The sequence below is a fragment of the Mycobacterium sp. NGS59 genome (genome assembly GCF_059812345.1).
In genome coordinates this window covers 151181-170628 of record NZ_JCALCN010000006.1, presented here as the reverse complement: position 1 = coordinate 170628, position 19448 = coordinate 151181, and the positions used below count along the sequence as shown (strand labels likewise).

Here is a 19448-nt window from a genome sequence, read left to right as displayed (position 1 = left end):
GCGGCTGCGGCGAGACCCCGGCCCGTGACTCAAGCTAAGCTCGAGGCTGCAATCGCAGTCAGCTGAGAGGTATTTGTGCAGGTCACAAGCGTCGGGCATGCCGGCTTCCTGATCCAGACCCGGGCAGGGCGCATCCTGTGCGACCCCTGGGTCAACCCGGCGTACTTCGGATCCTGGTTCCCTTTCCCAGACAACACCGGCCTGGACTGGGACGCCCTCGGCGACTGCGACTACCTATACGTCTCGCACCTGCACAAAGACCACTTCGACGCCAAGCTGCTCACCGCCCACGTCAACAAGGACGCGGTGGTCCTGCTGCCCGACTTCCCGGTGCCGGACCTGCGCAACGAACTCGAGAAACTAGGGTTCCACCGGTTCTTCGAGACCACCGACTCCGTCCAGCACCGGCTGTCCGGGCCCAAGGGCGACCTCGAGATCATGGTCATCGCGCTGCGGGCCCCCGCCGACGGACCCATCGGCGATTCGGCGTTGGTGGTTTCCGACGGGGAGACCACGGTGTTCAACATGAACGACGCCCGTCCGGTCGATCTGGACGTGCTGGCCGCCGACTTCGGCGACATCGACGTGCATCTGCTGCAGTATTCGGGCGCGATCTGGTACCCGATGGTCTACGACATGCCGGCGCGCGCCAAGGAGGCATTCGGCACCCAGAAGCGCCAGCGGCAGATGGACCGCGCCCGCCAGTACATCGCACAGGTGGGCGCCACGTGGGTGGTGCCGTCGGCCGGGCCGCCGTGCTTTCTGGACCCCGAGCTGCGTCACCTCAACGACGACCATGGCGATCCGGCCAACATCTTTCCCGACCAGATGGTGTTCCTCGACCAGATGCGCCGCCACGGTCACGAAGGCGGCCTGCTGATGATCCCTGGATCGACGGCGGATTTCACCGGCTCGAGGCTCAATTCGCTGACTCATCCGGTGCCCACCGAAGAGGTCGAGGCGATCTTCACCACCGGCAAGGCGGCCTACATCGCCGACTTCGCCGAGCGTATGGCGCCGGTGTTGGCTGCCGAGAAGGCCCGTTGGGCACCGGCCACCGGCGAGCCGCTGCTGGAGCCGCTGCGCGCGTTGTTCGAGCCGATCATGTTGGCGAGCAACGAAATCTGCGACGGCATCGGATATCCGGTGGAACTGGTCATCGGTCCCGAGACGGTGATCCTCGACTTTCCGAAACGCGCGGTGCGCGAACGCATTCCCGACGAGAAGGTGCGCTACGGGTTCGCCATCCAACCGGCGTTGGTGCGGACCGTGCTGCGCGATGAGGAACCGGACTGGGTCAACACAATCTTCCTGTCCACCCGGTTCAAGGCGTGGCGCGTCGGCGGTTACAACGAATACCTGTACACGTTCTTCAAGTGCCTGACCGACGAGCGGATCGCTTACGCCGACGGCTGGTTCGCCGAGTCGCATGACGACACCGCGTCGATCACCATGGACGGCTGGGAGATTCAGCGCCGGTGCCCGCACCTCAAGGCCGATCTGTCCAAATTCGGTGTGATCGAGGGCGATACGCTGACGTGCAACCTGCACGGTTGGCAGTGGCGGCTGCAAGACGGTCGCTGCCTGACCACTCGGGGGCACGAGTTGCGGAGCGAAAAAGCATGAGCAGCACGACGGACTGGTGCTACGACGACGGCGTGGTCCAGTTGGATCGGATGGCGATCACGTTGCGGCGCTACCACTTTCCGTCTGGTACGGCCAAAGTGATCGGGTTGGACCAGATTCGCGAGTACAAGGCCGAGGCGCTTGGCTTGTTCACCGTCCGGTTCAACCTGTGGGGAAGCCCGGATTTCCGGCGCTGGCTGCCGTTGGACCTCTACCGGCCGCTGAAGTCGACGCTGGTCACTCTCGACATACCGGGATCAAAGCCGGCGTTCACCCCCGCGCGCCCAGACGAGTTCTTGGCCTGCCTGGACGAGTTGTTGGGTCAGCGCGGCTAACCGAACGTGTTGGTACTGCGAATTTCCGGCTGCTTTTTCGCAACTGGAACACGCTCGGCGAAAGATCAGCGATCGGCCAGTGCGGCCCGGCCCGCGTTGTAGCCGGGGGTGAACGTGATGCCCGGTCCGCCGTGGCAACCCGCGCTCCCCAGGTACAGTCCTTCGACCGGAATCGGTTGGCCGATATAGCCTTTGGGGCCGGGTCTGTTCTGTCCGACCTGGTCGGAGTGCAGCAGCCCGTGGCAGTAGTCGCCGCCGGGCGCCCCGAACATCACCCCCATGTGTCTGGGCGTGAACGTGGTGTGCCGGATGATACTGCGCTCGAAATTGGGTGCCAGGCGGGTGATCTTGTCGATCACCCGCTGACCCATCTCGACCTTGGCCTGACCGTAGCGACCTTCTTCTTGCAACCCGCCCTCGATCGGGAAGAACAGCGCGAACGCCGACGCGGCGTGCTTGCCTTCGGGCGCCAGGTCCGGGTCGTGCACGGACGGGATCTGCAACACCAGGGTCGGGTCGGCCGGGACGATGCCGCGCCGGCAGTCCTCCCATTGCTGCTGAACTTCCTCGGGTGTGCAGAAGATTCCGATCGAGGCTTGCAGAGTGGGGTCGTTGAGTGCCTCGTAGGGTGCGGCGAACTGCGGTGGCTCGTCCAGCGCGAAGTGCATCTGCAGGTAGCTGCCGCGATGGTCGATGCGTGCGTACCGCTCGCGGATATCGGCGGGCAGCAGCGCGGGATCGATCAGGTCGTTGACTGTGACGTCAGGGGCGATCGCCGAGACGACGATCGGGGCGAAAAGGGTGTCCCCCGCCTCGGTGCGTACGCCACGGACCCGGCCGTCGGCGACGAGGATCTCGCTCACCTTGGACCGCAACCGGACTTCCCCGCCGTTCCCCTCCAACACGTGTGCCAAATGTGCGGTGAGCGCGCCGATGCCGCCGCGCAGTTTCTTCATCTGGACGAAGTCACCCTCGGGGATGCCGAGACCGAAGGCCAGCGCGGCGGCGCTGCCCGGTGTGGACGGCCCGCGATACAGGGTGTTCACCGCGAGCATGGTCATCGACCCGCGGATGGCGCCGTGCTTCTCCCGGTCCGGAAAATAGCGGTCGAGCACCTCGGTGACCGAACCGAACAGCATGTCGTCGATCGCCGACCGCTCGAATTCGTTGGTGGCACAGGCGTACATCTCGTCGAAGGTCTTGGGCACGGTGCCGGCCTCGAAGCGCCCCAATGCTCGCGTCGGCGCCTGTGCCCACATCAGCAGTCCACCCATGCCGGCGACGGCGTCGGCGCCGTGCACCTCGTTGAGATGGGCGAACATCTTCATCGGATCGGAGTATTGGACGAGCGGGTCGTCGCCGACGCCGCGCAGCGCGACCGACATCACCTCCAGGTCGACTGTCGGCAGCTCGTCCAGGCCCAGCTCGCTGATCACCTCCGCCGAGGTCGGAAACTGCACCGAGCCGGCGATCTCGAATTGATAGCCGTCGAACAGCTCGACGGTCGAGGCCATGCCGCCCGCGTAGAGCTTGCCGTCCAGACAGAGGGTGCGCAGCCCGGCTCTTTGCAGCAGCACCGCGGCGGTCAGGCCGTTGTGCCCGGCTCCGATGACGATCGCGTCGTATGTGGTTTCAGAATCAGCCATGCCGACCTCCCGGCATGGAGGCTGGCACGCCCCCAAAGTTTTGTCAATTATGACGAAACTTCAGCCGGCGGCCCAGGTGTCGGTGATGCCGGCCCGCAACGACTCGAGCGCCAGTTGACTCACCCTGGCCAGCTCCCCGAGCGAGCGGTCGGCACCGAGCATCCAGGCTTCCATCGCCCCGAACACCGCGGCGGCGATGCAGCGGGCGGTCACCGTCATGCGCAGCCGGGCGTCGGGCTCTTCGGTACTTCGGCCGCGCCGCTGCAACTGCACCTGGATGGCGTCGGCGAAATCGGCCTGGACGTCCTGGATGTGCCGGACGATCCGGCCCGGGTCGATCTCGCCGCCCCGCAACGCGGCGATCTTCGTCACCGCTTCCACGTCGTACGGGAACGCGAAGATGGCCGCTTGGACCGAGTCGATGACGGCTTCGTCGACGGGCCTGGCCTCCAGCGCAGCGCGGAACCAGTTCAGCCCGGTGTAGTCCGCGAACAGCAGGTCATGCTTGGAACCGAAGTGCCGGTAGAAGGTCCGCAGCGAAACGCCGGCGTCGGCGGCGATCTGTTCGGCCGTCGTGTCCGCCACGCCCTGGGCCAGAAAGCGCACCACCGCCGCCTGGCGCAGTGCGTCGCGGGTGCGTTCACTGCGCGCGGTCTGCGCGGGTCGGACCATCTGGGTAACCTACCTTCAGCATTTGTTTTGACAATATTGACAAAACTTCTGGCCCGGGGTGAGACTGCGCCCATGGTCTCGCTCATCGTGCACGCTGTCCTGGGTATCGCAGTCATCTGCTGGATCGTCAAGTCGAATCCGGCGGTCTACGCACGGCCCGCCGACGGCCCGCTTTTCTCCACACTGGAACTGGTGTACTACGGGGTCGGTATCGCCTCGATCGCGCTGGGCTGGTATTTCAACTTCCGCTTCGTGCAGGGGTACGCCCCGCACGGGGTCAGCGGGACGCACAACCCAATCTGGGGTCCCGGGAGTTGGACGCAGTACATCCAGTTGATGTTCGTCAACCCGGCGGCGGGTTCGGCGGGGCAGGACTACACCATCGCCAATGTCATTCTGCTGCCGCTGTTTTCGATTGTCGACGGATACCGACGCGGCCTCAAACGCCCGTGGCTGTATTTCGTCAGCAGCCTGTTCACCAGCTTCGCGTTCGCGTTCGCGTTCTATTTCGCCACCATCGAGCGCCAGCATCGGCACGAGCGGGCCGGCGCGAAGGTGGCGGTCTAGGCGCTGAGTTCGTCGCCGAAGTACCCGGCGTCGCGCGGCAGCGGCGTCGTGTCGCGGCGGCCCGGCGCCGGACGGTGATGGCAGACCCGGTTGCCGCCGCCCCGTTTGGCGGTGTACATCGCGGCATCCGCTGCCGAGATCAGTTCGACCAGCAGGTCGTCGTCGGCCGGATCGCGGCCGCTGCAATAGACGCTGGCGGTGCCCACACTTGCGGTCAGCATGAACGGCAGCGCCGCTACGGCGTCGCAGATGGCCTGCGACCGGCGCTGCACTTCGGTGGGGAGCCAGATGTCGGCGATCACGAATTCTTCCCCGCCGACCCGGCCGATGACGGCGGTGTCGTCGGTGTTCTCCTGTAACGCGCGGGCCACTGCCATCAGCGCGTCGTCTCCCACGCTGTGCCCGTACCGGTCGTTGAGCTGCTTGAAGCGGTCCAGGTCGATCACCGTCACCACCAGGTGCGCGGGCGCGGAGGCATCGCGCCACAAGTAGCGCCGCGCCCGCCGATAGAACGCGCGCCGGTTGAGCAGCCCGGTGAGTTGGTCGCGCTCGGCCCGCACGGCATCGGTTCCCAGCGTGTGCACTACCGCCTGGATGCCGAACGGCACCGCCAGGTTCAGCGTCAACAGCAACGCGTATCCACACAGTGCGGCCATCGGGTTGTACAGCGCGGCCATCCGGACGACTTCGAACGCCCCTACCGCCGCCGTGACGAGGAAGTTGTACGCCATCAACCGAGCGGGGTGGAACATCGCCGTGTAGGTAGCCATCGTCGCGAACGCCGTGCACGTCAGCAAGCCGGCGGTGGGGTGGCTTTGGGACAGCGCGGCCAGCGCGATGCTGACATCGGAGAGCACCACGAACCGGATGGCCTGCGCACGGGTGGGCCAGCGCAGCGCCCACATGACTGCGCCCAGGGCGGCGCCGGCGCCCGCGGCAACGGCGCAGGCGACCTGCAGGGGCCCTCGGGGTCCGGTCGGCGTCCAGATCGTCGCCACGGCGATCAGCGCCAGGGATGCGGCAATCGTGGTGATCGTGGTCCGGGTCAGGACCTCCATACCTCGGGTGCGCAGGTGGGAACTCAGCTGCTCGTAGTGGTCGGACTGCCGCCACCAACGCGCGAGCCAACTCATCGCCTACTCCCAATTCCCCCAAATCCCCTTGCGGGGGCAGATCTCAGGAAAACAGCTGCGCGACAAATTGTCTAGTTGAGCGAACTATTAGCTGGCGGGTTCGATCAGCTCGGTCCCGACGAACGGCACCAGCGCCGCGGGAACCCGGACGCTGCCGTCGGGAAGCTGATGGTTCTCCAGGATCGACACCAGCCACCGCGTGGTGGCCAGTGTGCCGTTGAGCGTCGCCGCGATCTGCGGCTTGCCGCCCGAGTCCCGGTACCGGGTGGCCAGCCGCCGGGCCTGAAACGTCGTGCAATTCGACGTCGAGGTCAGTTCCCGATAGGTGCCCTGGGTCGGCACCCACGCCTCGCAGTCGAATTTGCGGGCGGCCGACGAGCCCAGGTCGCCGGCGGCCACGTCGATCACCCGGTACGGCACCTCGATGTGCGCCAGCATCTCGCGCTGCCAGCCCAGCAGCCGCTGATGCTCGGCCTCGGCCTCCTCGGGCCGGCAATAGACAAAACCTTCGACCTTGTCGAACTGATGCACCCGGATGATGCCGCGGGTGTCCTTGCCGTAGCTGCCGGCCTCCCGACGGAAGCACGACGACCAGCCCGCGTACCGCAACGGGCCGGCGGACAGGTCCAGGATCTCGTCGCAGTGGTAGCCGGCCAACGGCACTTCCGAAGTCCCGACGAGATAGAGGTCGTCGGCCTCGAGCCGGTACACCTCGTCGGCGTGGGCGCCCAGGAAGCCGGTGCCACTCATCACCTCGGGACGTACCAGGACCGGCGGGATCATCGGGATGAAGCCGTTCTCGACGGCCACCCGCAACCCCAGTTGCAGTAGCCCCAATTGCAGGAGCGCGCCGCGGCCGGTCAGGAAGTAGAACCGGGACCCGGAGACCTTGGCCCCGCGCTGCATGTCGATCAGGCCCAGCGACTCGCCCAGTTCCAGGTGATCCTTCGGACGATCCAGCTGGGGTGGTTCCCCGACGACGTCGAGGACGGCGAAGTCTGCCTCGCCACCGGCCGGAACGCCGTCGATGATCACATTCGAGATCGACATGTGCGCCGCGGTGAAGGCCGACTCGGCAGCCGCTTGCTCGGCCTCGGCGGCTTTGACCTGTTCGGCGAGATCCTTGGCGCGCTGCAGGAGTGCCGGCCGCTCCTGCGCCGACGCCTTGCCCACGGATTTGCTGGCGGCCTTCTGCTCGGCGCGCAGCGAGTCTGCGGCCGAGATCGCCGCCCGCCGCGCCGCATCGGCGTCCGCCAGGGCGTCCACCAGGGCCGGGTCTTCGCCGCGGCTGAGTTGGGAACGTCGAACGGCGTCGGGGTCTTCCCGGAGCAGCTTCAGGTCGATCACGGCCGCAAGACTACTTTCGTCACGGCGGCCGGTTCGTCCTGGTCTCACAACTGCAACATTCGTAACAGCACCCGCGCGGCCCTGTCAGAATGGAGCCGATGTTGGATCTGCGAAAGAAACCACCCGCGGTCACGGACGAGGTGGACGAGGTCGACGAGGTCGACGAGGCTTCGGCGGACGAGCCGGACGCGACTGTCACCGACCGGGCGCCGGAACCCCCGGACGGGTTTCGGTGGCCGCGCGGCCTGCAGCCGTCCGCCACCAGACGGGCGCTGTTGCTGACCGCTCTCGGTGGCCTGCTGATCGCCGGGCTGGTGACCGCACTGCCCACCATCGGCACCGGATCGGGACGCCTGGTCGGCTATCTCGACAGCGACCCGGTGCCCAGCACGGGATCCAAGAGCAGCGGCGCCTTCAGCCGCGCCACCAGCGGAGATTGTCTGAACTGGCCGGACGGCACACCGGAATCCGCCACCGTCGTCAACTGCGCCGAGGACCATCGGTTCGAGGTCGCCGAGGCGGTCGACCTGCGCACCTTCCCGGGTTCGGAATACGGCCCGAACGCCGCTCCGCCGTCGCCGACCCGGATTCAGCAGATCAACACCGAGCAGTGCGAACCCGCCGTGCGCCGCTACCTCGGCACCAAGTTCGACCCCAACAGCAAGTTCACCGTCAGCATGCTGTGGTCGGGTGACCGCGCGTGGCGTCAGGGCGGCGAACGCCGCATGCTGTGCGGTCTGCAGTTGCCCGGGCCGAACAACCTGCAGGTCGCGTTCAAGGGCAAGGTCGCCGAAATCGACCAGTCCAAGGTTTGGCCGGCCGGCACCTGCCTGGGCATCGACTCGGTCACCAATCAGCCGGTCGACGTCCCCGTCGACTGCACGGCACCGCACGCCATGGAAGTCACCGGCACCGTCAACCTCGCCGAGAAATTTCCGACCGGTATGCCCGCCGAGGCCGAGCAGGACGGGTTCATCAAGGACGCGTGCACCCGGATGACCGACGCCTACCTGGCCCCGGTCAAGTTGCGGACCACGACCTTGACCCTGATCTACCCCACGGTGTCGCTGCCCAGCTGGGCGGCCGGCAGCCGCGAAGTCGCCTGCAGCATCGGCGCGACGCTGGGCAACGGCGGCTGGGCGACGTTGCTCAATAGCGCCAAGGGCCCGCTGTTGATCAACGGTCAGCCGCCGGTACCGCCGCCCGATATCCCCCAGGAGCGGCTCACCCTTCCGCAGGTTCCGGTCCAGGTGCCCACTCAGCAGCCGGCGGCGCCGACCCAGCAGCAACAGACCCCCAGCGCCCCGCCGGGTAATCAGCACCTGCCCAACCAACAGCCGGTGGTGACACCGACCCGGGCGCCGTCCTCGCCGGCCTCCCAAGCGCCACCGGCCCAGGCTCCCCCGGCCCAGGCTCCCCCGGCCCAAGCGCCCCCGGCCGATGGCGGCGCGCCGCCGCCGCAGGCACCGGACGTCCCGGCACCCGCCGAGCCGCCGCCACCGAGCTAGCCACGTGCCCGTCCGGATGGACCCGCAGCGGTTCGACGAACTGGTCTCCGATGCGCTCGACCTGATTCCCGAACAGTTGACGGCGGCCATGGACAACGTCGTGATACTGGTCGCCGACCGTCATCCGCAGGACGACGATCTGCTCGGCCTCTACGAGGGAATTGCGCTGACCGAACGCGACTCCGACTACGCCGGCGCGCTGCCGGACGCGATCACCATCTACCGCGAAGCGCTGCTGGATGTCTGTGAATCCGACGACGAGGTCGTCGAACAGGTGGCGATCACCGTCGTCCACGAAATCGCCCACCACTTCGGGATCGACGACGACCGGCTCGACGAGTTGGGCTGGGGCTGAAGTTTTCGCCCTGAATCCGCGGGGGATCCCGCATTTGTCGGCGCCTGGTGTTATGAACGAGTTATGAGCGCAGGCTGCCGCGACTGCCGGGCAAACTTGGACCATTGCCACGGCACTTTGATCATTCATTCCCTGAGCCGCCCGGAATGCACCGACACCGACTGTGCGATCCCCGAGCTGTTCACGCACGTTTTCGTCATCGACTGCGATGCGGTCGGGTGCGCGTGCTCGCAGCAGTCCGACGAGGGCAGGTCAGCCCATTGGATCGGTGCCTGACGAGGTGCTGGTCTGGAGGGCGTCCTGCACCGGCGTCGCGGCCGGTTCCGGGTAGAACGGCGGGGTCAGCGCACCCCATTGCACGCAGCTCCAGCGCCCGTCGGTGATCGGGGTCAACACCACCGATTCGGCGTTGTTCAGCGGGTTGTCCAGCACGAAGGTGCCGTCCACGCCGGCCAGCACCGCCGAGGCCAGCCGGATCGCCGCCCCGTGGCTGACCACGACGATGTCGCCGTCCCAGGCGTCGTCGTCCAGGTACCGCATCCGCAGGTCGGTGAGCACGGGTACGTAGCGGTCCAGGACGTCGTCGGCGGTTTCGCCGCCGGGCAACGGAACGTTTCGCTCGCCGAGGTGCCACCGCTTGTAGACCGCAGTGAACTCGGCCACCGCTTCGTCGTCGTTGCGGTTCTCCAGTTCGCCCACCTGGACCTCATGGATGCCGGACAGCTCCACGGCCGCAAGGTCGAGTTCCCCGCCGATCACCGCCGCCGTTTCCGACGCCCGGATGGCCACCGAATGCGCCAGGATGCCGGGCTTGCGAGGCGTGCCCAAGCCCCCGTGCGCGAATGCCCGGGCCTGATCGCGGCCCAACGGCGTCAGTGCCGCTCCCGGCGGCAGAGTGTCCAGCCTGCGCTCGACATTGCCGAAGGACTGTCCGTGGCGCAGTAACACCAACCGGCCACCCATCGCTATGCCTCCCCCCGTCCGTCCCGCAACCGCTCCAGCCAGCTCGTCGACTCGTCCGACGACGGCGGCAGCACCCCCGCTGCCTGGCCGGTCGGCCAGGAACCCAGATAACGCACGTCGGCACAACGACGGTGCAGCGCCTTGAGCGCCTCGGCGACGGCGTCGTCGTCGAGGTGGCCGACGCAATCGACGAAGAACATGTAGGTGCCCAGTCCGGTACGGGTGGGCCGGGATTCGATGCGGGTCAGATCGATTCCGCGGATGCCGAACTCGGTGAGGGCCCTCAGCAGCGCGCCGGGCGCGTTCTCGATCCGCAGCACGGCCGACGTCCGGTCGGCTCCGGTGCGGGCGGGAGGCGGGCCGGGTGGTCCGATCAAGACGAACCGGGTCCGTGCGTTGGACTCGTCGACAACCCCCTCGGCCAACGCCGGCAGCGAATAGTGCGCGGCCGCCAACGGCGACGTGACCGCCGCATCTACTCGGCCCTCGGCGACCTGACGGGCGGCGTCGGCGTTGGAATACGCGGGGCACAGCTCGACGCCGGGCAGATGGGCGTTGAGCCACTGACGCACCTGCGCGGCGGCCACCGGGAAGGCCGCCAGGGTGCGTACGTCGGCGGCGGTCAGGCCGGACCTGACGACGATGGTGAAGGCGACGTCCAGCGTCGTCTCGGCGAACACCTGCAGCGGCGATCCGATGGCCAGACTGTCCAGGGTGGGTGCCAGCGACCCGTCGATCGAGTTCTCGATCGGCACGCAGGCGAAGTCAGCGGCGCCGGTGCGCACCGCGTCCAGAGCCGCAGATGTGCTGTCTACCGGCATTCCCGACACGTCACGGTGCGAGGGGACCAACCCGGCATCGGCGATCTGCAGCAGCGCTGCCTCGGTGAACGTCCCTTCCGGTCCGAGGTAAGCGATGCGGGCCACAGCCACAACCCTAACGGCGCGCCGCCCGGGAGTATCGGCTCTTGCGACTTACCCGACCCTAAGTTACCTTAGCCTTACCTAAAAATAGGAGGTAACGGTGCTACCGGTCACAAACCCTACGCCGACGACGGCTGAGCGCATTCGCAGCGCCTGCGTGCGCGCCGGCGGCGCCCTGCTGGCGGTCGAGGGCGCGGATCCGGTGGCCACGGCTGTGCACCACCTGCTTTACGACGGCACCTTCGCGGTCGCGGTTCCCAACGGCACGGCCGGCTGCGACGAGGGTTGTGGGTCGCAGGCGCTGCTGGAACTGACCGACTATGCGCCGTTGCCGGTACGCGAACCGGTCCGGTCCCTGGTCTGGGTGCGCGGCCGGCTGCACCGGGTTCCACCTGGGGCGGTGAGCAAGCTGCTGGACCTGATCGCCACCGAGAACCCCAATCCGGCGCTGCTGCAGGTCGATACGCCCAGGTCGGGGCCACCGAGTGCCGACGAGACGCGGTACACCCTGCTGCGGCTGGAAATCGACTCCGTGGTGGTCACCGACGCCACCGGGGCCGAGCCGGTCAGCGTCGACGACCTGCTCGCCGCGCGACCCGACCCGTTCTGTGAGATCGAATCGACGCTGCTGTGGCACCTGGCAACCGCGCACGACGACGTCGTCGCGCGGTTGGTGTCCCGACTGCCCGCGCCGCTACGGCGCGGCCACATCCGGCCACTCGGTCTGGACCGCTACGGCGTGCGGTTTCGGATCGAGGGCAACGACGGCGACCACGACATCCGGCTGCCGTTCCACAAGCCGGTCGACGACATGAACGGGCTCAGCCAAGCCATTCGCGTCCTGATGGGCTGCCCCTTCGTCAACGGCCTGCGCGCCCGCCGGTAGCGCCCCAGCCGGCTACCCGGCGCGGGCCCGGCCGCGTAAATTGTCCGGGTGAACGGCGATCGATCACCGCAGCGCCCGCACTTTCGCGGTCCCGCCAGACCGGCCCCGCCGGAACCCTCGCAGGTGATTCGCCGCCAGAGTAGCCCGGGACCCCTGCCGCCGCGCCCGGCACCGCCGACGACCCCTCCCCCGCTTCCTCGCGTACCGCGCCCGCGCCGCAGACGTCGCCGGCTCCGGACGTTCGCGCTGAGTCTGCTGGTCCTCGTGTTGCTGGCCACCGCCGGCATGCTGGGACTCACCTTGTGGTTCGACTCGGCGGTGCACCGAGCGACGGTGCTCACCGACTATCCCGGCCGACCGGGTCCGGGCCGCGGCACCAACTGGCTGCTGGTCGGCTCCGACAGCCGTCAGGACCTGTCCGCCGAACAGCAGCAGGACCTGGCCACCGGCGGCGACGTCGGCTCCGGCCGCACCGACACGATCATGCTGGTGCACGTGTCCGGTCTCGGGTCCGGTGGCCCGGCAACGCTGGTCTCCATTCCGCGTGATTCCTACGTGCCCATCCCGGGCCACGGCCGGGACAAGATCAACGCCGCGTTCGTGCTGGGTGGGGCTCCGTTGCTGGCGCAGACGGTCGAGCAAGCCACCGGCCTGCATCTGGACCACTACGCCGAAGTCGGCTTCGCCGGATTCGCGGTGCTGGTCGACGCGCTGGGCGGTGTGCGGGTGTGCCCCGCCGAGGCGATCCACGACCCGTTGGCCGGCCTCGACCTGCCCGCCGGCTGCCAGCAGCTCGACGGCCGCAGCGCCCTGGGCTACGTCCGGTCCCGGGCTACACCGCGGGCGGATCTGGACAGGATGATCCACCAGCGGCAGTTCATGTCGGCGCTGCTGGAGCGCGCAGCCAGCCCGGCGGTGTGGCTGAATCCGTGGCGCTGGTATTCGGTTCCGCGTGCCGCCGCCGGGGCCCTGACGGTGGACCGCGGCGACCACGCGTGGGACCTGGCGCGGCTCGGCTGGTCGCTGCACGGCCGCGCCACTGCCATGACCGTGCCGATCGGCGAGTTCACCGACAGTGGCTCCGGTGCGGTCGTGGTGTGGAATCACGACGCGGCGAGTGCGTTGTTCGACGCCCTGGCCGCCGACGCGCCGGTGCCGGTGGCCGCGCTGGACAGCCAACCGTGACACATTTTTCGGCATATTAATTAGGCAAAGCTCGCCTATCTGAGCATGACTTAATTGCGGACAATCGCTTAGGAAAACCTCTCCTGACTAAGCACATCCTTCGTTGCCGGTGGCCTTCTAGCTGGACTAACCTGCTTTACATGACGGATTATGACGGTCCCAGGACCAAATTCCACGCATTAATGCAGGAGCAGATTTTCAACGAATTCACCGCCGCGCAGCAATACGTCGCAATTGCGGTCTATTTCGACAGCGAAGACCTCCCGCAATTGGCGAAGCACTTTTACGCGCAGGCGGTCGAGGAACGAAATCACGCGATGATGCTCGTCCAACATCTGCTCGATCGCGACCTGCGGGTGGAGATCCCGCGGGTGGATGCCGTGCGCAACCAGTTCGACCGGCCCCGTGAGGCGCTGGCGCTGGCCCTCGATCAGGAACGTGCCGTCACCGACCAGGTCAGCCGGTTGACTGCGGCGGCTCGCGACGAGGGCGATCACCTGGGCGAGCAGTTCATGCAGTGGTTCCTGAAGGAACAGATCGAAGAGGTGGCGCTGATGTCCACGCTGGTGCGGGTCGCGGACCGGGCCGGAGCCAACCTCTTCGAACTCGAGACCTTCGTCGCCCGCGAGGTGTCCAAGGCACCGACGGGGCCGGATGCGCCGCACGCCGCAGGCGGTCACCTGGCGAGCGGCTAACCGCTCTTCTCGTTCGTGTCCTCCAACCACGCCTTGGTGCGGCCGGGGTGGTTGGTGGCGATCCAGGCCACCCCTACCTCCCGGCAGAAATCGACGTCGGCGTGTTCGTCGACCGTCCAGCAGTACACCGACCGGCCCTGAGCGGCGGATCGGTCGACCAGTTGCGGATAGTCGCGCAACGCGGCAAGCGAGGGTCCCACCGCGGTCGCGCCCACCGCGGTGGCGGCGCTACTGCTCAAGTAGCGACCGGTCTTACCGAGCAGCACGGTCGGAAGCATCGGCGCGGCACGCCGGATCCGCCACACCGCGGCGGCCGAGAAGGACATGACGACCGCCCGGGACCGGTCCGCGGACGGCGGCGCGGCGATGCCGAAGCGGTGCAGCAACGCCAGCAGCTTGTTCTCCACCAACGAGCCGTAGCGCACCGGATGCTTGGTCTCGATGAAGATCTTGACCGGACGGTTCCAATCCAGCACCAATGCGACCAGGGCGTCCAGCGTCAGCAGGCTGGTGTCCCCGTGCGCGCCGTCCGGGCGCCAGCTGTCGTGCCAGGAGCCGTAGTCCAGCTCACGCAACTCGGCCAACGTCGCGGTGCTGACCGGCCCCTCTCCGGAGGAGGTGCGGTCCAGACGGCGGTCGTGCACACAGACCAGGTGGCCGTCGCGGGTCAACCGTACGTCGCATTCGACCCCGTCAGCACCCTGTTTGAGAGCTTGGTCGTAGGCGGCCAGCGTGTGCTCGGGACGGACGAACGACGCACCGCGGTGGGCCACCACGAAGGGGTGCCCGGCGAGGACTTCGTCCGCCCGCGTCATATGCCTATGCTGCCGGTTCCTGTCCCTCCGGCTCAACCGCAGCGGCAGGCACGGACCTGTTCGGCTGATCCGGCTCGACGACGAGCCAGCGGTGGGCAGGCCGCTCGACCGGCTTGCGCTCGAAGCCTTCGAAGACCCGCGCGACCGCACCGACGGTGACCGCCGCCACCAGGTACCCGAGCACCACCATGAGGTTGTTGTTCGCGATGCCCTGCGCGTCGCTGGCCAGGGAGGTTGCGATCGCGAACAGCGACACCGCATAGCTGACGACCCAGGCGAGCCACCAGATGGTGATCGGCTTGCGCAGCCGCTCGTAAGTGTCCTCGACCAGAGCGAGTTCGATGACGTACACGGGTGCCATCACCAGGTTGGCGAACGGCAGCAGGCATCCAGCCCACAATCGCCGGGGCGGACGATGCTCGGGTATCCCGTGATGGGTGAAAGCGGCCGCGCGCCGCGCGATCAGCCACTTGACCAGCACCACGAAGCCGCCCAGCATCGCCGCCAGGACGGCCACGCTGGCGGCGATACCCAGCCAATCCGCCGCGCCGGCCAGCAGCGAGTTCAGCAGCGCGTCTCGGTTGTACATCAGCAGTCCGTAGCGCACCGCGTACATCAGCGCCGCGGCGGCCAGCACCAGCTGAGTGGCGAACATCAGGGCACGCACCAACTCGGGGGTGGGCCCTGTCTTCGCGGGCGCGTCCGCTGATGCGGGAGCCAGTTCGGGCACCCGGTCCACCAGGCCCCACCGAGGTATCGCCGCGTAGCGGGGGGTCGGGCCGAGCGGTCGTCGGCCGCGGCGAATCGGCGGTGCGGCACCAGGACGGACCGCTATCCAGCGGAATCCCGGCGGGAGGCGGGGCGCCACGCGCGGAGCGACGGGAGCGGCGGGCGGTCGTGGTGCACCCCACTGGGAACTTGCTGGTGGTGACGTGTCCGGAAGCGGTGCCATCAGCGCGCCTCGGCAGCGCGGGCACCACATGCGCTGCCTGTCGCGCACATTCCACCGAGTGCCGCACTGGGAGCACACCTGAATCACCGCACCAGACTAACCGCGGTGGAACACCCGGACGCCCCGGCACGTGACGTAGACCACAGCTACCAATAGCTATCCACAATTTCCACAGGTTTATCCACACCAGTGGTGAGTGGCGGAGACAGCCTCTATCGGCCCGATCGGGCGGCGACTGTGGATAACATTGCGGTAACAAAGCGCGCCATCGACAGCCCAGAGCGCACCCCGAGCGAAATGCATTGCAGCGCTAACAAAGCTGCGTACCCCGTTTCGGGCCGATCGAAACCGGCGTCAACGACCCGTTTTCGGGTGCCGAAGCCGCCTGGTTTTCCACGCCGCGCGCCAGGCGTTATGATCGCGAACACAACCTCGGATGTGACTCACCTCACTCGCGGGTCTCGAGGACCATCCCGGGGGCTGGAGTGAACGTGCAGGTGGAGGGGGTCTGATGGCCACACACTCGTTCGGCCCGGGCTCGACCCCGTCGAACTCCTATACCGGATCGCCCGCCTGGAGCCACGCCTATGTCGTCGCGGGGCTGCGCGCCGGTCTGATCGCGCTGGCGCTGTTGGCCGTGCTGGCACTCATCGCGCTGTCCTGAATCCGGTTACCGGGTCGTCCTTGCGGCCTAGGCGGTCTTAGAGCAGGGTTGAATAGGTGAGGCCGCCGTGCGGCGGAATCCTGCGAACGACACGTCAGATGATCGGCTCATCGAAGGAAGGAACGCCGTGGCTGAATACACCCTGCCCGACTTGGACTGGGACTACGCAGCGCTGGAACCACACATCTCCGGTCAGATCAACGAGATCCACCACAGTAAGCATCACGCCACCTACGTCAAGGGTGTCAATGACGCGGTCGCCAAGCTCGAAGAGGCCCGCGCCAAGGACGACCACGCGGCGATCTTCCTGAACGAGAAGAACCTGGCTTTCCACTTGGGCGGCCACGTCAACCACAGCATCTGGTGGAAGAACCTGTCGCCGAACGGCGGTGACAAGCCGACCGGTGACCTCGCCGCGGCAATCGACGATCAGTTCGGGTCCTTCGACAAGTTCCGCGCGCAGTTCAGCGCCGCGGCCAACGGCCTGCAGGGATCCGGCTGGGCGGTGCTGGGATACGACACCCTGGGAGGGCGTCTGCTGACCTTCCAGCTCTACGACCAGCAGGCCAACGTCCCGCTCGGCATCATCCCGCTGCTGCAGGTCGACATGTGGGAGCACGCGTTCTACCTGCAGTACAAGAACGTCAAGGCCGACTACGTCAAAGCGTTCTGGAACGTCGTCAACTGGGCCGACGTGCAGGACCGGTACGCGGCGGCGACTTCGAAGAGTTCGGGGTTGATCTTCCCCTGATTGCTTGTTTCGGACTGGGGCGTCGCGCGAATTGCGCGGCGCCCTTGTCCTTTGTCGGCGACGTGTCGAGTTGCACGGCACAAAAAGCCCGCGCATTCTTAGTTACTCGGGCTACATTTAGTTGAGCATTACCAGCGTGGTTACTTCGGATGGACGCGATTCGGAGGGCGAGATGGATGCTGAATCCGGTGGACCTATCGGCGTTGCTCCCTTTCATTCCCGCGGTGCCCTGAAAGGGTTTGTCATCTCTGGACGTTGGCCAGATTCCACCAAAGAGTGGGCCCAACTGTTGATGGTGGCGGTCCGGGTCGCGTCATTGCCCGGGTTGCTTTCCACCACAACAGTATTCGGAGCCCGCGAAGAATTGCCCGACGAACCCGAACCAGGGACCGTCGGCCTGGTACTGGCCGAGGGCACGGTGTTCGGGGAAAAGGCGATCCAGCCCGGCTATTTCGCGGAGCACCAACCTCCGGCGCTGCTGATGTTGCACCCGCCGTCGGAAACGATGCCGTCGTTGCCGGAGTGCACGGGTGCGGCGTCGGGTTGTGTCCTGCTGCCCGGGTTGCCCTATCTGGGCTTGGAGCACCGGGCAGCCTGGGTGGAGGCGGAGGCCGATGGCACCATCACGTCGATGGTGAGCCGGGTCGGTGTCGACCCGATCAGCCACCCCGATACCGCGATCCTGGCGATGCTGCTCGCCGCATAGGGCACGATGGCGTTCGCTACGGCGCAAACTTTTCGGCAGTCCCGCGACACGGTCGCTTCGTCTCGGCGGCGGCGTGGCCAACACCGGTTGTCGCTCGGGCGGGAACTCGACGGCTGCGCATCGCCCGAAGCCGTGCCGGCGGTCGCGGCGCGGTCGTGCCGACGGCCTCCCGGCGGCGCCGCAGGTCGGGTCCGGTGGACTTCGCGGGGTCAGACAGCAAAGTAGCCGATTGCGGCATCGGCGTCGTGCCCTGGTTGCCCAGAGTCGGGCGTTCGCGTCGGATCCGGGCTAGTCGCTTCGCTCATCGAGCTTGTGGACCGCGAATCACCGGGTCCGCGCTTGAGGTGTATTCTGCGGATAACCTGTGAATCCGGTCATTTTGTGGACACCGAGCCGATTCGTTCGGATGCTCGTCGGGGGTGTCTCGCGCGATTGCCCGAAACGCGGGTACCCAATACCTCCGGGTTTGCACTTGGTTTGTGGACGACAACGTCGCTACCATGATCAGCAAATACCTAGAGGTACCGATTGGTCTGATTAGCCCCGGTGGAGGTCATATCGATGAGCACGACGTTCGCTGCCCGCCTGAACCGCCTGTTCGACACGGTGTATCCACCCGGGAGGGGTCCGCACACGTCGGCGGAGGTGATCGCCGCGCTCAAGGCGGAGGGCATCACGATGTCGGCTCCCTACCTCTCGCAGCTACGTTCCGGCAACCGCACGAACCCGTCGTCTGCGACCATGACCGCCCTCGCCAACTTCTTTCGGATCAAGCCGGCTTACTTCACCGACGACGACTACTACGAGAAGCTCGACACCGAGTTGCAGTTCTACGCCATGGTGCGTGACGACGCGGTTCGCCGTATCGCCGTTCGGGCGCACGCATTGCCGTTGGAGGCACAGCAGAAGGTGCTGGACCGGATCGACGAGCTGCGCCGCGCCGAGGGTATCGACTCCTAACTGACCTGGCGGACCGCCGACGGCCTGCCCAGATTAGGGTTGGCCCAGTGCTCGCGTGTGCGCACGCTGAGCCACGAGATATCGGGAGGCGGGAAGGGTATGGGGCTGTTCGGCAAGCGAAAGAGCCGCGCGACACGTCGCGCCGAAGCCCGCGCGATCAAGGCCCGCGCCAAGCTGGAGGCTCGGCTCGCCGCGAAAAACGAACGACGGCGTATCAAGTCCGCCCAGAAGGCCGCCGACAAGGCGTTCAAAGCGCAGCTCAGGGCGCAGAAGGACAGCGACCGGGCCGCGTTGAAGATCGCCGAGACCGAGCTCAAGGCGGTGCGCGAAGGGAAGTTGTTCTCTCCCACCCGAGTCCGTCGGGTGCTGACCGTTTCCCGCCTGCTGGCCCCGATCCTGACCCCGTTGGTCTACCGGGCGGCCATCACCGCCCGCGGTTTGATCGATCAGCGCCGAGCCGACCGGTTGGGAATTCCACTGGCCCAGATCGGACAGTTCTCCGGTCCCGGTGCCCGGCTCTCGGCGCGGATCGCGGGGGCCGAGCAGTCGCTGCGCAGCGTGCAGGACAAGAAGCCCAAGGACGCCGAGACCAAACAGTTCGTGGCCGCCATCACCGAACGGCTCGCCGACTTGTCCGCCGCCGTCACCGCGGCGGAGAACATGCCCACGGCGCGGCGCCGGACCGCCCACGCCGCCATCTCGTCGCAACTCGACGGCATCGAGGCCGACCTGCTGGCGCGTCTCGGGTTGGGCTGACGC

General features: G+C 67.1%; 21 protein-coding genes and 1 pseudogene. 14 read left to right on the top strand and 8 right to left on the bottom strand.

All coding sequences use genetic code 11. The features are described from left to right. The first annotated feature begins 75 nt into the window (after window positions 1-75). Both AC5Y46_RS09850 and AC5Y46_RS09845 read left to right on the top strand, forming a co-directional pair. The gene (locus AC5Y46_RS09850; protein ID WP_499990908.1) at window positions 76-1626 is read left to right on the top strand and encodes a Rieske 2Fe-2S domain-containing protein; all 1551 of its coding nucleotides are present in this window, start codon (window positions 76-78) and stop codon (window positions 1624-1626) included. Further along, on the top strand, window positions 1623-1961 hold the full coding sequence (locus tag AC5Y46_RS09845) for a hypothetical protein (protein ID WP_499990907.1): 339 nt from the start codon (window positions 1623-1625) through the stop codon (window positions 1959-1961). Before AC5Y46_RS09850 ends, AC5Y46_RS09845 begins: the two co-directional genes overlap by 4 nt. Window positions 1962-2026: 65 nt before the next feature. Here AC5Y46_RS09845 and AC5Y46_RS09840 read toward each other — a convergent pair whose 3' ends face one another. Both AC5Y46_RS09840 and AC5Y46_RS09835 read right to left on the bottom strand, forming a co-directional pair. Then, window positions 2027-3607: a phytoene desaturase family protein gene (locus AC5Y46_RS09840; protein ID WP_499990906.1), complete on the bottom strand. Its 1581-nt coding sequence runs from the start codon at window positions 3605-3607 to the stop codon at window positions 2027-2029. Between the two features lie 60 nt (window positions 3608-3667). After that, window positions 3668-4279 (bottom strand): TetR/AcrR family transcriptional regulator, encoded by a 612-nt coding sequence (locus tag AC5Y46_RS09835; RefSeq protein ID WP_499943086.1) that lies wholly within the window; start codon window positions 4277-4279, stop codon window positions 3668-3670. 72 nt (window positions 4280-4351) lie between these two features. Here AC5Y46_RS09835 and AC5Y46_RS09830 point away from each other — a divergent pair, with 72 nt between their 5' ends. Next, on the top strand, window positions 4352-4846 hold the full coding sequence (locus tag AC5Y46_RS09830) for a DUF2834 domain-containing protein (protein ID WP_499990905.1): 495 nt from the start codon (window positions 4352-4354) through the stop codon (window positions 4844-4846). Here the strand turns inward: AC5Y46_RS09830 and AC5Y46_RS09825 are convergent. Together AC5Y46_RS09825 and serS are read right to left on the bottom strand one after the other, a co-directional pair. Then, window positions 4843-5979, bottom strand: a complete 1137-nt coding sequence (locus AC5Y46_RS09825; protein WP_499990903.1) for a GGDEF domain-containing protein — start codon at window positions 5977-5979, stop codon at window positions 4843-4845. The two genes, AC5Y46_RS09830 and AC5Y46_RS09825, sit on opposite strands and share 4 nt — an antisense overlap. An 87-nt stretch (window positions 5980-6066) precedes the next feature. Beyond that, window positions 6067-7326 (bottom strand): serine--tRNA ligase, encoded by a 1260-nt coding sequence (gene serS / locus AC5Y46_RS09820; RefSeq protein WP_499990902.1) that lies wholly within the window; start codon window positions 7324-7326, stop codon window positions 6067-6069. Window positions 7327-7415: 89 nt separating this feature from the next. On the opposite strand from serS, the gene AC5Y46_RS09815 reads away from it, so the two are divergent. The 3 genes and pseudogenes from AC5Y46_RS09815 (at window position 7416) to AC5Y46_RS09805 (ending at window position 9465) form a co-directional block, all read left to right on the top strand. Then, entirely contained in the window at window positions 7416-8834 is a 1419-nt protein-coding gene (locus AC5Y46_RS09815; RefSeq protein WP_499990901.1) for a septum formation family protein, read from the top strand. 4 nt (window positions 8835-8838) lie between these two features. Then, window positions 8839-9256 (top strand): annotated as a pseudogene (locus tag AC5Y46_RS09810) (metallopeptidase family protein). Then, on the top strand, window positions 9253-9465 hold the full coding sequence (locus AC5Y46_RS09805) for a hypothetical protein (RefSeq protein ID WP_499943081.1): 213 nt from the start codon (window positions 9253-9255) through the stop codon (window positions 9463-9465). The pseudogene AC5Y46_RS09810 and the gene AC5Y46_RS09805 overlap by 4 nt, the downstream one beginning before the upstream one ends. Here AC5Y46_RS09805 and AC5Y46_RS09800 read toward each other — a convergent pair. Both AC5Y46_RS09800 and pheA read right to left on the bottom strand, forming a co-directional pair. After that, complete coding sequence (locus tag AC5Y46_RS09800) at window positions 9442-10152, bottom strand: histidine phosphatase family protein (protein WP_499990900.1); 711 nt, start codon at window positions 10150-10152, stop codon at window positions 9442-9444. The genes AC5Y46_RS09805 and AC5Y46_RS09800 overlap by 24 nt on opposite strands. Before the next feature lie 2 nt (window positions 10153-10154). Beyond that, complete coding sequence (gene pheA, locus AC5Y46_RS09795; RefSeq protein WP_499990899.1) at window positions 10155-11078, bottom strand: prephenate dehydratase; 924 nt, start codon at window positions 11076-11078, stop codon at window positions 10155-10157. 97 nt (window positions 11079-11175) lie between these two features. Here pheA and AC5Y46_RS09790 point away from each other — a divergent pair, with 97 nt between their 5' ends. The 3 genes from AC5Y46_RS09790 to AC5Y46_RS09780 all read left to right on the top strand — a co-directional run bounded on the left by AC5Y46_RS09790 (window position 11176) and on the right by AC5Y46_RS09780 (window position 13841). Further along, entirely contained in the window at window positions 11176-11961 is a 786-nt protein-coding gene (locus tag AC5Y46_RS09790; RefSeq protein WP_499990898.1) for a DUF2470 domain-containing protein, read from the top strand. 48 nt (window positions 11962-12009) lie between these two features. Further along, complete coding sequence (locus AC5Y46_RS09785) at window positions 12010-13146, top strand: LCP family protein (protein ID WP_499990897.1); 1137 nt, start codon at window positions 12010-12012, stop codon at window positions 13144-13146. A 140-nt stretch (window positions 13147-13286) separates the two neighbouring features. Beyond that, window positions 13287-13841, top strand: coding sequence for a ferritin (locus AC5Y46_RS09780; protein ID WP_499990895.1), 555 nt, complete (start codon window positions 13287-13289; stop codon window positions 13839-13841). On the opposite strand, the gene AC5Y46_RS09775 is transcribed toward AC5Y46_RS09780, so the two are convergent. Then, window positions 13838-14656: a glycerophosphodiester phosphodiesterase gene (locus AC5Y46_RS09775; RefSeq protein ID WP_499943075.1), complete on the bottom strand. Its 819-nt coding sequence runs from the start codon at window positions 14654-14656 to the stop codon at window positions 13838-13840. The genes AC5Y46_RS09780 and AC5Y46_RS09775 overlap by 4 nt on opposite strands. Window positions 14657-14660: 4 nt before the next feature. Continuing rightward, window positions 14661-15695: a DUF4328 domain-containing protein gene (locus AC5Y46_RS09770; RefSeq protein ID WP_499990894.1), complete on the bottom strand. Its 1035-nt coding sequence runs from the start codon at window positions 15693-15695 to the stop codon at window positions 14661-14663. A gap of 424 nt (window positions 15696-16119) precedes the next feature. Here AC5Y46_RS09770 and AC5Y46_RS09765 point away from each other — a divergent pair, with 424 nt between their 5' ends. From AC5Y46_RS09765 to AC5Y46_RS09745, 5 genes are all read left to right on the top strand, one after another. Beyond that, window positions 16120-16272 carry a hypothetical protein gene (locus AC5Y46_RS09765; protein ID WP_499990890.1) on the top strand — a complete coding sequence of 51 codons (153 nt, stop codon included), beginning with the start codon at window positions 16120-16122 and terminating at the stop codon, window positions 16270-16272. 127 nt (window positions 16273-16399) lie between these two features. After that, on the top strand, window positions 16400-17023 hold the full coding sequence (locus AC5Y46_RS09760; RefSeq protein ID WP_499990888.1) for a superoxide dismutase: 624 nt from the start codon (window positions 16400-16402) through the stop codon (window positions 17021-17023). Window positions 17024-17195: 172 nt separating this feature from the next. Then, the gene (locus AC5Y46_RS09755; RefSeq protein ID WP_499943071.1) at window positions 17196-17729 is read left to right on the top strand and encodes a peptidase; all 534 of its coding nucleotides are present in this window, start codon (window positions 17196-17198) and stop codon (window positions 17727-17729) included. 561 nt (window positions 17730-18290) lie between these two features. Continuing rightward, window positions 18291-18689, top strand: a complete 399-nt coding sequence (locus AC5Y46_RS09750; protein WP_499943070.1) for a transcriptional regulator — start codon at window positions 18291-18293, stop codon at window positions 18687-18689. A gap of 99 nt (window positions 18690-18788) precedes the next feature. Then, complete coding sequence (locus AC5Y46_RS09745; RefSeq protein ID WP_499943069.1) at window positions 18789-19445, top strand: DUF6474 family protein; 657 nt, start codon at window positions 18789-18791, stop codon at window positions 19443-19445. The last annotated feature ends 3 nt before the right edge of the window (window positions 19446-19448 follow it).